Below are 14,238 nucleotides of genomic sequence, written 5' to 3' on the forward strand. Positions count from 1 at the left end.
GCGCAATTGCGCACTGGAGTTCGGCTCTGCGAGCCGCCCCGGAATGACGATGAACTCACGACGCCTGCTTCAGCCGCTCCAGCGCCTCGAGCAGCTTGGCCTTGCGGGCCAGCGCGGCCTCGCGCTTCTCGCGCTCCTCCTCGACGACCTCCTCGGCCGCGTTGGCGACGAATTTCTCGTTCGCCAGCTTCGACTCGGCCCGCTTGATGTCGGCGTCGGCCTTGGCCATCTCCTTGTCGAGACGTGCGCGCTCGGCAGCGACGTCGATCACGCCCTTCAGCGGCAGCGCAGCCACCTCGCCGCGCACGAGCAGCTGGACGGCACCGTCGGGTGCGCGGTCGGCGAAGGAGATGTCCGACAGCCGCGCCATGCGCTTGATGACGTCGGTCCAGCGCGGCGCGCGCTCCTTCGTCCCGGCCGAGGCGCCGGCGAGCACCAAAGCCGTCAGCGTCGCCGGCGGAATGTTCATCTCGGCGCGCACCGAACGGATCTGCGTGATGAGGTCGATCACCCAGCCGATCTCGGCCTCGGCCGCAGGGTCGGTGAAGTCGGCATGATCGAAGATCGGCAGCACCCAGGCCGGGGAGACCAGCGGATCGGTCGTCCCCGTCGTCGCAGCGAGCATCGCAAGCTGCTCGGGCGTCGGCTCAGTCCGCTGCAGCGGCCATGGCGCCAGTGCGAGCAGGCCGTCGCGCTTGGCCGTCACCTCCCACAGCTCTTCGGTGATGAAGGGCATGAACGGGTGGAGCAGCTTCAGGATCTCGTCGCGCGCCCAGGCGACCACGGCGCGGGTCTCGTCCTTGGCGGGACTGTCCGGCCCGAGCAGCACGGGCTTGGCGAGCTCGACATACCAGTCGCAATAGACGTTCCAGACGAAGCGGTAGATGCTGCCGGCCGCATCGTTGAAGCGGTAGGCTTCGATCGCCTCCGTCACCTCGCGCGTGGTGTGCGCGCTCTCATGGGCGATCCAGCGGTTCAGCGTCTCCTTCGCCTTGGCCGGCTCGAAGCCTTCAGGCACGGCGCACTGGTTCATTTCGGCGAAGCGGCAGGCGTTCCAGAGCTTGGTCGCGAAATTGCGGTAGCCTTCGACGCGGCTGGTGGCGAGCTTGATGTCCCGCCCCTGTGCCGCCATCGCGGCCAGCGTGAAGCGCAGCGCGTCCGCGCCGTACTCGTCGATCAGGTTGAGCGGATCGATGACGTTGCCCTTCGACTTCGACATCTTGGCGCCCTTCTCGTCGCGGACGAGGGCGTGGATGTAGATGGTCGAGAACGGCACTTCCTTCATGAAGTGCAGGCCCATCATCATCATGCGGGCGACCCAGAAGAAGATGATGTCGAAGCCGGTCACCAGCGCATTGGTCGGGTAATAGCGCTGCACCTCCGGCGTGTCATCCGGCCAGCCCAGCGTCGAGAACGGCCACAGCGCCGAGGAGAACCAAGTGTCGAGCACGTCCTCGTCGCGCGTGATGAAGCCTTCGCGCTTGTTGCGGTCGAGCGCCATCTCGCGGCCCTGCTCGGCCGTGATGACCTCCTGCTCGACGTAATAGCCGAGGGCGTGGCTGATCGCCTCCTCCTCGGTCTCGGCGACGAACACCTTGCCGTCAGGCCCGTACCAGGCCGGGATCTGGTGGCCCCACCAGAGCTGGCGCGAGATGCACCAGGGCTGGATGTTCTCCATCCAGTCGAAATAGGTCTTCTCCCAGTTTTTCGGCACGAACGTCGTCTCGCCCGAACGCACCGCCGCGATCGCAGGCCTCGCCAGCGTCTTGGCGTCGACGTACCACTGGTCGGTCAGATACGGCTCGATCACGGTGCCGGACCGGTCGCCATGCGGCACCATGTGGGTGTGCGGCTCGATCCGCTCGACGAAGCCGAAGCTCTCCAGCCGCTCGACGATGCGCTTGCGCGCGGCGAAGCGGTCGACCTTGTGGAACTCCTCGGCGAACTGCCCGGCGCCTTCAGGCAGGTCGCGCAGATAGTCCTCGTTGTCGACGAGATCGAGACAACCTTCCCTGTCGATCACGCTGATGCGGGCGAGGCCGTGGCGATTGCCGACCTCGAAGTCGTTGAAGTCGTGCGCCGGCGTGATCTTGACCGCACCCGAGCCCTTTTCCGGATCGGAATAATCGTCGGCGACGATTTTGATCTTGCGGCCGACCAGCGGCAGGATCACGTGGTGGCCGACCAGCTTCTGATAGCGCTCATCCTCGGGATGCACGGCGACGCCGGTATCGCCGAGCATGGTCTCGGGGCGCGTGGTGGCGACGACGATGAAGCTCGAGGGATCCTCGGGGCTGAACGTCCTGCCCTCGATCGGATAGCGCAGATACCAGAGGTGACCCTTGACCTCGGTCTGCTGCACCTCGAGATCCGAGATCGCGGTGAGCAGCTTGGTGTCCCAGTTCACCAGCCGCTTGTCCTTGTAGATCAGCCCTTCGCGGTGCAGCTCGACGAACACCTTGACGACGGCCTTCGACAGGCCCTCGTCCATGGTGAAGCGCTCGCGCGACCAGTCGCAGGACGCGCCGAGCCGCTTGAGCTGGTTGATGATGGTGTCGCCGCTCTCGGCCTTCCACTGCCAGACCCGCTCGAGAAATTTGGCGCGGCCCATCTCGCGGCGGCCGGGCTGCTGGCGCTCCATCAGCTGGCGCTCGACCACCATCTGGGTGGCGATGCCGGCATGGTCGGTGCCGGGCTGCCACAGCACGTCGCGGCCGCGCATGCGCTCGAACCGGCACAGGATGTCCTGGAGCGTGTTGTTGAGGGCGTGACCCATGTGCAGCGAGCCGGTCACGTTCGGCGGCGGGATCACGATGGTGAAGGGCACGGCGTCACGGCGGTCGGGACGACCCGCCTTGAAGGCAAGGCTGTCCTCCCACACCACGGACATGCGGGCTTCGATATCGGCGGGCTGGTAATTTTTCTCGATCATGGGGCTGCTAGAAAGCCGCGTGCGCGGGTCAAGTCAACGGAAAGCTCAGCGGCAAAAGGGCCTTCCAGCCCGGTCCGCAGGCCCAACATGCCCTGGGAGCAGGGCTTTATCGGGGCCGCAGCGCCCCTCTCAGCGGCCGCCGCGCGAGACCCGCTCGATTTCGGCCTTCACGATGCGTTCGACGAGGCCCGGCAAATTGTCGTCGAGCCAGGATTTCAGCATCGGCCGCAGCATCTCCTTGACCAGATCCTCCAGTGTCCGTGCATTGCTGCTCAGTACCGTATGGGCCAGGGAGTTGAAGGCGGATTCCACCGCCGAGACCGTCGATTGCGCCAGCATGGGCTGCTGCGGCGGCAGCGGCGGCGCATCAAAGTCCACCGGCGCGTAGGAGGGCGGCGGCGGCGTCGGGCGCGGCGGCGGCGATTCGGCGAATTCGAGATCGTCCCGTGGCTCGACCTTGCGGAAGCTCGGCGGCGGCGGAGCCGGCGTCGGATCCATCGCCATCTCGTCGGTCAATTCGAGCACGTCGGGTTCAGGCTCGGGCTCAGGCTCCGGTTCGGGCGCGCGAACCTCGGGCGCCGGCGTGGCCGCGTCGAGCCCCGCCAGCAGCGCGTCGATATCGTCCTGGCTGTTTGGCGATGCATCCGCGGCAGGCGCGGGAGCCGGGGCTGGGGCGGGAGGTGGAGCGGGCTTCTCGGCGGCCGGTTTGGCCGGTGCGACCTTGGAGGGCGGAATGTCGTTCATCGCCTGCGGCTTCGGCGGCGCTGCGGGGGCCGCGGCCTTCTCAGGCTTGGCGGCCTCGGCCGCCGGCGGCTTGGCCTCGTCGTCGGCAATGATGCGCCGGATCGAGGCCAGAATCTCCTCCATCGAGGGTTCTGTGACCTTTGCAGGCTGCGTCATCTCCGACTCCACATCATCAACGCCCTCGCATGCGTTGTTTTACACCAAGCAAGGCAGGATTGGCCCGGTTCCGGGCGTGCGGCCTGCCATTTTCGTCGCGGCAGCCCGACTTGTCCCCAGATCACGGCTCAACGTGCGGCGGTGCGCCCCTGCCCCCGGCACTCAAGCTTTACGCATACGGCATCAATACGAGGCGAATCGACCCGCATTGTCTCGGCAAGGCTATGTCAGGGATTTTGATGATTGCAAGCAAAGTGCCGGTCGGCTTCGCCTGTTCGCGAGGCCGACCGGACGATTACGGGGATCAGCGCCCGTCAGGTGTGCGCACGCCGGCCCAGCTGTCGCGGACCTGATGGTAGTGAACGCTGGGATCGTAGACATTGGTCGACAGGCCAAGCACCTGCGGCGCCAGACGGCCGACGGCGGCGAGGACATTGTAGGATGCGACGACCCGGTCGTGCTGCGCGGTCACGAGTGCGACGCGCGCATTAACCAGCGCCTGCTGCGCGTTGAGCACGTCGAGGGTGGTGCGCTGACCGGCCTTGGCTTCCTCGCGCACGCCGTTCAGCGCGATCTCGGACGCCGTCACCTGCGCCTGCGCCGACTGCACCTGCGCCTTGCCGGCCTGCAACGAACCCCACCATTGCACGATGGTCGCGCGGGTCTGGTCCCGCGTGTTCTCGAGGTTGAGACGCTGCTGCGCCAGGTTTTCCTTGGATTGGCGGATCAGCGAATACTCGCTGCCGCCCTGATAGATCGGCACCGAGATCTGCGCGAGCGCGGACGCGTTGAACGCGCGGTACTGGATTAGGGATTGTTCGTAGGCCTGGGTCACGCTGGTTTGCAGGGTGACCGTCGGCAGCAGCGCGCCCTCGGCAACCTTGACCTGCAGGAAATTGACGTCGATGCCGAACATCGCGGCCGTGACATTCGGATGCTCGACGAGGCCGAGCTCGACTGCGGCAGCGAGCGTTGCGGGCAGGAAACGGTCGACCGGCGAGCCGGGCGCCAAGTTCGTCGGCTCGTTGCCGATGATGCGGCGGAAGTTCGCACGGGTTGTGTTGAGATTCGATTCGGCGGTCAGAGCCTGCGTTCTGCCGGCCGCCAGCTGTGCTTCCGATTGCGCAACGTCGGTGCGGGTCACCTCGCCGACATTGAAGCGGTCACGGGTCTGCTTTAGCGTCTGCTCGAGCACCCGCACGTTGCTGCGCTGGACTTCGAGCGTCGCGGCATCGCGCAGATAATCCATGTAGGTCGTGGCTGCCTGGAGCAGCACGGTCTGATCGAGACTGCGCAGCGCTTCGCGGGAGCCGGACACCTGGCTCTCCGCGGCGCGCGTCCTGTTGGCGGTCTGGTTGCCGTTGTACAAGGTCTGGGAAGCGGTCAGTCCCACGCTTCGGGGAATGCCGGTCCCGTGAACCGGCGGACTGGTGCTGCTGCTCTTGAAGTCCGAGTACTGATAGCCGCCGCTCGCCGTCAGCGAGACCCTGGGGCGATAGCCGGACAAGGCCTGCGGCACGTTTTCGTCAGTCGAGCGCACCTGGGCACGCTGTGCGTTGAGCTGCGGATTGTTCTGATAGGCGCGCACCAGTGCCGCCTCGATCGTGTCCGCCATGGCAGGCACCGGCCCGGCAAGCGCCAGCAGCAGGACCGAAACCGCAGCTCCGGTGAAGAGCTTCACCCCATGCATCCCTGAAATTCCGTTCATTCTAACGCCCGGCTCGTGCCCGCGAGCTGGGTTACCGTCTACGAGTGGAGTCGTTGCCCCGCCGCAACATAGGATGCGGATTAGCGCGACGGAACTACCTCAGGCGAGTTCTCGGTGGAAACTCTTCACGTGCAGCATCCCGGCCACACTTCTGATTCAGAACGGGATTTTAACGGGCTTTGGGTCGTCAGAAGACGAAAGCGGCCGCCCGTTCGAGCCCGGGAAGGACCGGAGCGGTGGCGTCGAACAGGGTTCGATGGCCGAATTCACCGTGGGTCCGGGTCGCGATCATGGCCCGCGGCGGCCGGGATTCGGCGGACACCCCGACCAGGCGCCCGCCCTCCTTCAGCTGCCCGAGCAGCGCCTCCGGCATCACCTCGGCAGCGCCATTGAGGATGATCACGTCATAGGGAGCGGCGGACGGATCGCCTTCGCTGCAGGACGCGGCCTTGCAGGTGACATTGGCAAGCCCCTGAGACGCAAAGGCATCCCTGGCCTTCGCGGCGAGCGCCGAATCGCATTCCGTCGCGGTGACCTGGCGGGCCAGCTTGGCAGCCAGCGCCGCGAGGTATCCGGTGGCGCAGCCGACCACCAGCACGCTGTCGCCCTCGCCGATCTCGGCGGACTGAAGCAGCTTGCCGGTCAACTGCGGCTTGATGAGGAAACGCTTGGCTGGGCCCTCGCTGACGTCGAGGTCGAGATCGAGATAGGCCAGGGCCTGCCGGGCGGCCGGCACGAAGGCCTCGCGCGGAACCGTTAGCATGGCATCGAGAACACGACGATCGGTGACGTCATTGGTGCGCACCTGGCCATCGACCATTTTGAGGCGCGCGGTCGAGAAACCGGACATTTGCGGACCCTGCAATGCGGACGATGCCGCGGACGAAATTCGCGGCATCTTTGGAGCATGCACGGCCAAAACGCAACACGGCCGTTCGCCTGCGGGACCAAGGCTTCCGCATCTTACCGCATCGGCCGCCGGAGCAGGTTATTCGATCGCCACCGCGAGGCGGCCGATCAGAGCTGCGACTTCATCCAGCCGCGCCGAATCGGGCGTCTCGACCGCACGCGCCAGACAGGCGAGGCATTCGTCGTCGCTGAGCGCCGGGATCTCGGCCGGCAGGATCGAGGGGGCCATTCGGGAACGGTCGACCTGGATGTCTGGCATGGGAATCAGCTCCGTCAAAATCCGCCACTGTCGAAGCTCGATTTCAATTGAGTCGATTTGGCGCCGTCCGCATGGCGCGACGACGCCCGTCCACACATCTGCTTGAACGCGAATTCCAGGCAGGAATCGTGGGGGCACAGAGTTCAGAGATCAATGCAACGAAATCGCGCAATGCGCGAGGACGCGACAACAACTCATTGAACTTGCGGAAAAATTTGGCTCCCCGGGCTGGATTCGAACCAGCGACCATCCGATTAACAGTCGGATGCTCTACCGCTGAGCTACCGAGGAAAAGGCGAACCAGTGGCTCGCGCGGCTGCGTATAACAAAGCCGCTTGCGCTTGCAAAGGACGAATTCGTCGTCCTCCGAAACGTCCTTGAGGAAGAGTCTGGATGGCCCCTCCTCCGGCGGTCAGCGGCAGCCGCTATTCCGCGAGAAACGAGGTGGTCCTGGTGCCGGAATCGTAGCGCAGCCGAAGCGCCGTCATCTTGCAGAGATTGACGTTCTTCCACAGCACCGCCTCGTCGTAGCTCTGCCAGTCGACGCGGATGTTCCAGATGCAGCCCTCGTCGTCCTCGTCGAACTCGACATAGGTGCTGGCCTGGTTCTGCAACACCTTCTCGAGCTCGTTGTCCCACTCGTCCAGGCCATCGTCGGGCGCGTTGAAGCCCAGGAATTTGATGGCATAGCCGGTCTCGTTGACGACGGTGACGTTGCGGGCGTCGGCCGCCAGCGACGGCATGGCCGCGATCGACAGACCGATCGCGATCAGTCCAGACAGAAAATACTTCATGAAAATCCTCCGATCGAAACAGGTCTCGGCACCTGGCGTCGATCGGCGCAGGCGCCGCGGCAACAAAAAGCGTTGCCTGACGGGACGTCCGGAGCGCGATCGAAAGGCTCAACACGCCGTCGATCCGCACTCCGGAACGTTGCGCGACGCGAGACGCGCGGGACTGTTTCTATCGTTTCGAATTCTCAGCAGCAATGAACGGGCATTCATAGATCGGCGGAGTTTGTCTTCGCCGGTGTCGGCGCAGCGACCGGCACGGCTGCGCCGTTGCTCTTCCCGGTCACGGCGCCGACCAGCGCCTGCACGGGATCGTCGCCGGGCGCAAAGCCGCCCTGCCGCAGGATCTCGTCGATCATCGGACGCAGCGCGTGCACCTTGAGCAGCTCGCCGGCGAGACCTTCGCCGAAGCCGACATTGCCTGCGCCGGCGCCGTTGCCGCCGAACGCGCCGCCGGTGTGCAGGATGCGGACGTCCTTGAGGTTGGCGATCGGCTTGACCATCTCGGCCAGCGCCGACGGCATCGTCTCGATCCGCCTCTTGGCGATCTCGAAATCGATGATGTTGCTGCCGAGCTTGTTCTGCGCCTCGTTCTTCATGGTGATGACGGCGGCCTCGGCCTCACCGATGTCGCGGACGCCGACGGCCTTGATCTTGTTGGACTCGGCTTCGGCGGTGGCCAGCGTCTTCACGGCCTCGGCGCGATCGAGCGAGGCCTTCTTCTCCGCCTCGGCCGCGACGATCAGCTCGGTCGACTTGCGTTCGGCCTCGGTCCGCGCAGCCAGCACCTGGGTGAGACGGGCGCGATCAGCCACCTCGACCGCACGCGCCGTCACGACCTTCTCCTCCGCGGAGACGGCGAGCGCTTCGGCGGTCTTGGCTTCGGCGACGGCTTCCGAGGTCTCCTTGCTCTTGGCGGCGATCTGGATCTCGTTCTCCTGCGTGGCGATCTGGATCTCGCGCTGGGCGTCGGTCCTGCGCTTGTTGATCGCCAGATCCGATTCGATCACCGCGGTTTCCTTGACCTGCTTGGCACCGGCCTCCTTCTCGGCGACCGCCCTGTCGGTATCGATACGGGCGTTCTCCTCGGTCAGGCGCGCGGTCTGGGTTGCGGTTGCGACCTCGGCGCGGGTGCTCGCGGTCTTGTTGGCGATGTCGCGCTCCTGCGAAAGCTCGGCCTCCTTCTTGGTCCGCTCGATGCCGAGGGTCTGCTGCCGCGCCTCGAGGTCCTTTTGCGCGATCGCCACCTCGTTGTCCCGCACGATGGCGTTGCGGTCGCGGCGGCGGGTTTCCGTGACGGTCTTGAGCTGGGTGAGGCCTTCGGCGTCGAAGAAGTTCTCGGGATTGAAGAACTTGACGTCGGTCTGGTCCAGCTTGGTCAGCGATACCGATTCAAGCTCGAGGCCGTTCGATTTCACGTCGGATTCGACGGTGGACTGCACGTGCTTGACGAAGTCCGAGCGCTTCTCCTGAAGCTCCAGGATGGTCATGGTCGCGGCCACCGAGCGCAGGCCGTCGACGAATTTCGCCTCGACCTGGTTGCGCAGCGCCTCGGCGTCGTTGGTCAGCGCGCCCAGCGTCTGGCTTGCCAGCGCGATGCTCTCTTCGTCCGGGCGGACGCGGACGTAGAACTCCGCGACGATGTCGACGCGCAGGCGGTCCTTCGTGATCAGCGATTCCCGTTCCTTGCGTTCCACGGTGAGCCGCAGCGTCTTCAGGTTGACGCTGGCATAGGAGTGGAAGATCGGCAGGATCATGGCGCCGCCGTCGAGCACGACTTTCTTGCCGCCAAGGCCGGTGCGCACGAAGGCTTCGTCGCGGGTGGCGCGCTTGTAGAGGATGGTGAAGACGATACCCAGGACGACGATCAGCGCGACGCCGATCATGGCCGGGACTGCGATGTCGAACATAACTTTCTCCGATAATGACCTAGCTGCTGCTTAGACTGGGCTTGGAAGGTTTGAGTTCATCGTCGGCCTTGACCGCCACGAAGCGCGTGCCGGCCCGATCAACGAGCAGGACCACGGTTCCCTGCGGCAAAGGTGCCGATGACGGCGCCGCGACCGCCGAGACGAAATGGCGGTTGCCATGGACATCAGTGACGCTGACGCGGCCGGGCGGTCCCTGGTCCAGCGGGCCGATGACGACCTCACCGATGCGTCCGACGAGGTCGCCGAGGCCGACGGCGTAGCTTTCATCTCTGGGAATGACCCGCGCGATGGCACGGCTGGCGGCACGGACCAGTGGAACCGAGACCACGACCGCCGCGACCGAGGCGACCGTCGCCGGCAAGGGACCGGCCACCATCCGCGCGACGTCCTGGATCAGGAAGCCGGTGATGGAGAAGGCGCCGAGCAGGAGCAACAGGAAGATGAGGAGCGGCACGCCGCCGACGTTGATCCAGGAGATGGCGTTGATCACGCCGTTGTCGCTGGGATGACCGAAATCGAAGTGGGTGCCGAGCATCTCGCTCAGGGAGGCCCCGACCAGCATCGAGACCACCTCGATCGAGCCGACGATGACGATCATGGCCGCCGCAATCGCGAACGGCCTCACCTCCGGCGACATGACGTGTTCGAGCAGAGCGCTCATGACACGGCGCTCAGGTGCGTGACTTGAGACGCGCCAGCCTCGCCGCAATTTCCTTGTCGCGATGGAGCGTGCTGAGTTCGTCGATGTCGCTCGAATACGGAATGGCCTGGGGCACGCCGGTGGCGCGGGCCACCGCCCTGCCCGCACGCAAGGCCTTGGCTGCGGCTGAAGTGCCGCCCTGCTTGCGGGACGACGTCGAGCCCTGCTGACTTGCGGCCGCCTCGCTCTTTTCGAGCTCGGCGCGGCGCTGCTCGGCGTCCTGGAGTGCCGACAGCACCGCACGCAGCGAGGTGACAGATTGCTCGATCTTATCGTTGTTCTCGTCGATGGCTCGGGAGAGCACGTCGAACTGGGCCTCCAGATCCATCTGCCGCGCGATGCCGGCGCGCGCGAGGTCGTCGCGGCCATCGGCGATCGCAGTTTCGATCTTGGGGGCGAGATTGGCCATCTCGCGCTCGATTTCGGCCCGGCGCGCGTTGAGGCGGTATTCCTCGGCGCGCGCGGCAGCGAGCGCGTCGCGCGCTTCGGTCTCGGCGCGCTCGATCTCGCGGATGGCCTGTCCGACCACTCCAAGCTTGTTCTTGCCTTCCGCCTGCTCGATCGCGTCGTAAGCGATCCCGGCGATCAGGCGCCCGACCCGGGACAGGAAATTGTCGGGAGCGGCAGCGATGTTATCCATAGCGTTCTCCTCCTCTGGCAGAATGTTCGGCGTGACGCCGTAGTGGACTTCGAAACCGTCCTCGGTGCGAACCAGGCACGCGGGCACGCTTTGCCCCCAGCCCTCGGCATAGCCGGCATAGTCGAACGGCACGCTGAAGCGGCCTTGCACGGTCGCAATCGAGATGGTGGCCGGGCCTTTGATCTTGGCGAGCTTGTCGTCGAGCGGCAGGCGGCGGCCCTGCGCCGCGCGATAGTCGCTGCGGTCGCGCAGGCCGAGCGTCACGAGACGCGACGGCAATGCGGTTGCCTTGCGGATCGGGTCATAGGCGTGGGCATGCAGCAGCACGACGTTGGAACCGACGTTGTGGCTCCGCGCGACCTCCTCCAGGATTTCCATCATGCGGTCATAGGCCTGGAACGTCGCCTCCAGTGCGGCCTTGGCAGCCGGGTCAGGGGCGAGCCTGTAACGCAGCGCGGACGGCGCGTTTCGAGAGGACTGGCTCATGAAAAGCACTAAAGCACCATTTTAGTACTTTAGGAAGAGGCGGGCTGTTCACATTCCTCTGATCCCTCGGCACTCTGCCGGTTAGTCGCGCCCGTCGCCGCCCACGTTCAAGCCCCCGATACCTCTACTCACAACCGATCAAGATCTTCTACCCGCACAGATTGCAATTTGAGACAAATGAGCACGCTCGCAGCCCACCCTGCCGACCGTCACGGCCGACGGCACACCAGATCGATCTCGATCAACGCGTCATAGGCGAGCCCGGTGACCCCGACACAGGTGCGCGCGGGGAGCCGGTCCGGCGGAAAGAACGTACGGTAGGTCTCGTTCATGGCCGTGTAGTCCTCCCTGAAGCGCGTGAGATAAACTCGCGTCATCACGACATGCTCGAGGCCGAGATCGAGACCGGCCAAGACGATCCTCAAATTCGCCATCACCGCACGCGTCTGCGCGACGATGCCCTCGGGCAGCACGCCCGGCGTCTGCGGCGTGTCCGGCATCTGGCCCGTGACGAAGACGAAGCCATCGGTTTCCACCGCATGGCTGAAAGGCGCGACCGGCTTCGGTCCGCCGCTGATCATGTGGAATTTCAACTCGAGTGTCCTTGCTAGGGTACGTCCTGAAACAGGCGCTTGCTGAGGATGGCGTGCACGCCCCAATTGCCGTCGACGACCTGAGTGACGCCGAAATCGACGGCGGCCGACATCAGCGCGATGGCCTCGTCCTCGCTGAGGCCTTTGACGTTCATCAGGAAGCGCCGCATCTTGCGGAACGCATCCTTCATGGCGAGATCGAGCGAAGACTTGGCGTAGACCTCGCTTTGTCCCTGGGCGCCGAACTCCGCGAGATAATTCGGATGACTGAAGCCGGTCAGCACCCAATCGGTGGCGGTCTCGATCAGGGGATAAGAGAGATCGGCGAAAGGCCGGCCGGCAAGATCCGCCTTCTTGTGCAGGATCACCTCGAAGGTGCCGGTCATCGAGCATTCGATCGCCGTGCCGCTGAGCTCGCCATCGCCCTGGGCGGCGTGGGGATCGCCGACCGACAGAAGCGCGCCGGGCACGGAAACCGGCAGATAGACGGTTGCCCCCTTCCCCAACCGCCAATTGTCCAGGTTGCCGCCGAAATAGGACGGCGGCACGGAATCGACGAAATCGACCTCGCGCGGTGCCACCGCGATCACGCCGAAATGGGGACGCAGGGGAATCTTGATGCCATCGAGCACGGCATGGCGACGCTTGATCGTGGCGGATGCGACGGGAACGCCGGGATAGTCGTAGGTCGTGTGAACGACGCCGAAAGGATCGGTCTGCGGCTCCCATCGGTAGGAATAAAGGGCGCGGGCGTGGGCCTCGTCGGCGTTGTCGAATATCTCGTAGATGGTGACGGCTTCGCGTGGCTTAAGACCGCCGAGAAACTCGTTGTAATGATAACCCCACCACGCCGCGACCGAGGAACCGAACACGCGGCCCGCATGATCGGGATGACGGCTCGCCCGCGGCACGATGTCGAGGATGCGCACCTCGAGCACGTCGCCGGGTTGAGCGTCCTTCACAGCCACCGGACCGGTGCAGATGTGCACGCCAAATCCCTCGCCTGCACCACGGCCGAACACACTGGCGTCCATCGGCCCTGCCCCGCGGCGGTCGACGTTCTTCCGCTGCCGCGTCCAGCCGAACACGCTTTCGGCGGCGGCATCGCCGGCGATCATCATATCAGGGGCGTCGGAGGCATGCTGCGTCAGCGTCTCGATGGTGATGGTGTCGCCCGAGGCGATCTCGATCTGCGGCGGCAGCGAGCGGCTGAAATAGCCCCAATGGACGCGGCTGGCTTCGACGGGAAGATGGTGATGCCTGCGCTCCGATGCAGCCCGTTTCTCGGCACCGGCGCAGGCCACGCTGCCGCGCGCCTCAACGCTCTGATGCGCGCGAAGCTGTGCCAGCGCCTCCTGGGGCCAGCCGCGCTGGCCTGGAACGCCGTGATGCGCCGTCGCGCGCTCCGCCTCCTGCTGGCGAAACTCGCGCGGCGGCAGGCCGAAGCGATGGCGGAAGGCTCGGCTGAAATGCGCGGAATCGCCGAAGCCATAGGCATAGGCGATTTCCGAGATCGAACGGTGCGCCTCGGCCGGATTGGACAGGTCGGCCCAGGCGCGCTGCAGCCTGCGTTCGCGAACGTAATGGGTGAAATTGTCCCCGACCGTCTCGAACAGCTTCTGCAAATAGCGCTCGGATATCCCCTCGGCCTCGGCGACGCGCGCGGGCCCGAGATCGGGATCGTCGAGGCGATGCTCGATCGTCTGGCAGATCCTGTGCAGAAGCGCGGATTGCGTCGCGCTCGATCCCGCATCCGCGGCCGAAGATGCCTGCTGATGCGCGAGCGTCAGCAGCAGGTCCACCAACGAACGCGCGACCAGATTCCATTCGGTGTCGCTCAACGTGTCGAGCGTGCGCGCGGTGGCATCCAGCATGCGCGAGAACAAGTCGGCGAAGCCGCTCGGCGGAACGACCCGGGGCTCGCCGAACCGGGGCCTGCCCGACAGGCGCCCATGCAAAGCCTCCGACGTCACCGAGAGCACGATCGCCCGCATGTCGCGCTGGAACACAATCCGCCAGTCGCCGCTTCGCGGCAGCAGTACAAGGTGCCCGACGGGGACGATGCGGTGGCCGCCGGCGCATTCCAGCACCATGCCGTCCTCCACCGGCATGAGTGCGATGGGAAGGTCCTCGTTCGCGCGCGACAGCGGCCCGACGCTCTGCGTGCCCGCGGCCATGCGTGTCAGCGCGACGCCGGCAGCGTGCCGGTGCGATGCACTTGCGTGTCCGTCGAAGCTGCTGTGGCCAGCCGAAGGCTGCAGGCCGACTGCAGCCAGCACGTCCCGCCAGGCTTCCGGACGGTCGTCTTGCGCGTAGGACTCGCTCGTGAACGGACGGAAGCTCATCGGATCGACCCAGGTTGCCGTCGATCGAAGCAACCTCTGTGCCA

Annotated in this window: 11 protein-coding genes and 1 tRNA gene; all 12 read right to left on the reverse strand. The window is 65.5% G+C overall.

Annotated features, from left to right (window positions below; genetic code table 11):
• Nucleotides 1–55: 55 nt before the first annotated feature.
• The 12 genes from K410_RS0119895 to K410_RS0119950 all read right to left on the reverse strand — a co-directional run bounded on the left by K410_RS0119895 (nucleotide 56) and on the right by K410_RS0119950 (nucleotide 14,194).
• Nucleotides 56–2,932, reverse strand: a complete 2,877-nt coding sequence (locus K410_RS0119895; protein WP_028136507.1) for a valine--tRNA ligase — start codon at nucleotides 2,930–2,932, stop codon at nucleotides 56–58.
• 129 nt (nucleotides 2,933–3,061) lie between these two features.
• Nucleotides 3,062–3,832 carry a PopZ family protein gene (locus K410_RS0119900; RefSeq protein WP_028136508.1) on the reverse strand — a complete coding sequence of 257 codons (771 nt, stop codon included), beginning with the start codon at nucleotides 3,830–3,832 and terminating at the stop codon, nucleotides 3,062–3,064.
• Between the two features lie 304 nt (nucleotides 3,833–4,136).
• Nucleotides 4,137–5,522 (reverse strand): TolC family outer membrane protein, encoded by a 1,386-nt coding sequence (locus K410_RS0119905; protein ID WP_028136509.1) that lies wholly within the window; start codon nucleotides 5,520–5,522, stop codon nucleotides 4,137–4,139.
• Nucleotides 5,523–5,727: 205 nt separating this feature from the next.
• Nucleotides 5,728–6,390 carry a protein-L-isoaspartate O-methyltransferase family protein gene (locus tag K410_RS0119910; RefSeq protein WP_028136510.1) on the reverse strand — a complete coding sequence of 221 codons (663 nt, stop codon included), beginning with the start codon at nucleotides 6,388–6,390 and terminating at the stop codon, nucleotides 5,728–5,730.
• A 138-nt stretch (nucleotides 6,391–6,528) separates the two neighbouring features.
• Nucleotides 6,529–6,708: a hypothetical protein gene (locus K410_RS0119915; protein WP_028136511.1), complete on the reverse strand. Its 180-nt coding sequence runs from the start codon at nucleotides 6,706–6,708 to the stop codon at nucleotides 6,529–6,531.
• 216 nt (nucleotides 6,709–6,924) lie between these two features.
• A tRNA-Asn gene (locus K410_RS0119920) sits at nucleotides 6,925–6,999 on the reverse strand.
• A 134-nt stretch (nucleotides 7,000–7,133) separates the two neighbouring features.
• Entirely contained in the window at nucleotides 7,134–7,502 is a 369-nt protein-coding gene (locus K410_RS0119925) for a hypothetical protein (RefSeq protein ID WP_028136512.1), read from the reverse strand.
• A gap of 206 nt (nucleotides 7,503–7,708) precedes the next feature.
• On the reverse strand, nucleotides 7,709–9,409 hold the full coding sequence (locus K410_RS0119930) for a flotillin family protein (RefSeq protein WP_028136513.1): 1,701 nt from the start codon (nucleotides 9,407–9,409) through the stop codon (nucleotides 7,709–7,711).
• Nucleotides 9,410–9,428: 19 nt separating this feature from the next.
• The gene (locus tag K410_RS0119935) at nucleotides 9,429–10,091 is read right to left on the reverse strand and encodes an OB-fold-containig protein (RefSeq protein WP_028136514.1); all 663 of its coding nucleotides are present in this window, start codon (nucleotides 10,089–10,091) and stop codon (nucleotides 9,429–9,431) included.
• Nucleotides 10,092–10,101: 10 nt separating this feature from the next.
• Nucleotides 10,102–11,265, reverse strand: a complete 1,164-nt coding sequence (locus tag K410_RS0119940; RefSeq protein ID WP_028136515.1) for a PspA/IM30 family protein — start codon at nucleotides 11,263–11,265, stop codon at nucleotides 10,102–10,104.
• A 200-nt stretch (nucleotides 11,266–11,465) separates the two neighbouring features.
• Nucleotides 11,466–11,849, reverse strand: coding sequence for a RidA family protein (locus K410_RS0119945; RefSeq protein ID WP_028136516.1), 384 nt, complete (start codon nucleotides 11,847–11,849; stop codon nucleotides 11,466–11,468).
• A gap of 14 nt (nucleotides 11,850–11,863) precedes the next feature.
• Nucleotides 11,864–14,194: an acetamidase/formamidase family protein gene (locus K410_RS0119950; RefSeq protein ID WP_028136517.1), complete on the reverse strand. Its 2,331-nt coding sequence runs from the start codon at nucleotides 14,192–14,194 to the stop codon at nucleotides 11,864–11,866.
• Nucleotides 14,195–14,238: the final 44 nt, after the last annotated feature.

The organism is Bradyrhizobium sp. 22 (assembly GCF_000482425.1).
In the GTDB taxonomy this organism is placed as follows: Bacteria; Pseudomonadota; Alphaproteobacteria; order Rhizobiales; family Xanthobacteraceae; genus Bradyrhizobium; species Bradyrhizobium japonicum_B.

What these genes read in the sequence shown, in the direction of transcription:
- K410_RS0119905 (WP_028136509.1), bottom strand. Translation starts at nt 5,522, where the DNA reads ATGCATGGGGTGAAGCTCTTCACCGGAGCTGCGGTTTCGGTCCTGCTG.
- K410_RS0119925 (WP_028136512.1), bottom strand. Translation starts at nt 7,502, where the DNA reads ATGAAGTATTTTCTGTCTGGACTGATCGCGATCGGTCTGTCGATCGCG.
- K410_RS0119930 (WP_028136513.1), bottom strand. Translation starts at nt 9,409, where the DNA reads ATGTTCGACATCGCAGTCCCGGCCATGATCGGCGTCGCGCTGATCGTC.
- K410_RS0119935 (WP_028136514.1), bottom strand. Translation starts at nt 10,091, where the DNA reads ATGAGCGCTCTGCTCGAACACGTCATGTCGCCGGAGGTGAGGCCGTTC.
- K410_RS0119950 (WP_028136517.1), bottom strand. Translation starts at nt 14,194, where the DNA reads ATGAGCTTCCGTCCGTTCACGAGCGAGTCCTACGCGCAAGACGACCGT.
- K410_RS0119910 (WP_028136510.1), bottom strand. Translation starts at nt 6,390, where the DNA reads ATGTCCGGTTTCTCGACCGCGCGCCTCAAAATGGTCGATGGCCAGGTG.
- K410_RS0119915 (WP_028136511.1), bottom strand. Translation starts at nt 6,708, where the DNA reads ATGCCAGACATCCAGGTCGACCGTTCCCGAATGGCCCCCTCGATCCTG.
- K410_RS0119900 (WP_028136508.1), bottom strand. Translation starts at nt 3,832, where the DNA reads ATGACGCAGCCTGCAAAGGTCACAGAACCCTCGATGGAGGAGATTCTG.
- K410_RS0119895 (WP_028136507.1), bottom strand. Translation starts at nt 2,932, where the DNA reads ATGATCGAGAAAAATTACCAGCCCGCCGATATCGAAGCCCGCATGTCC.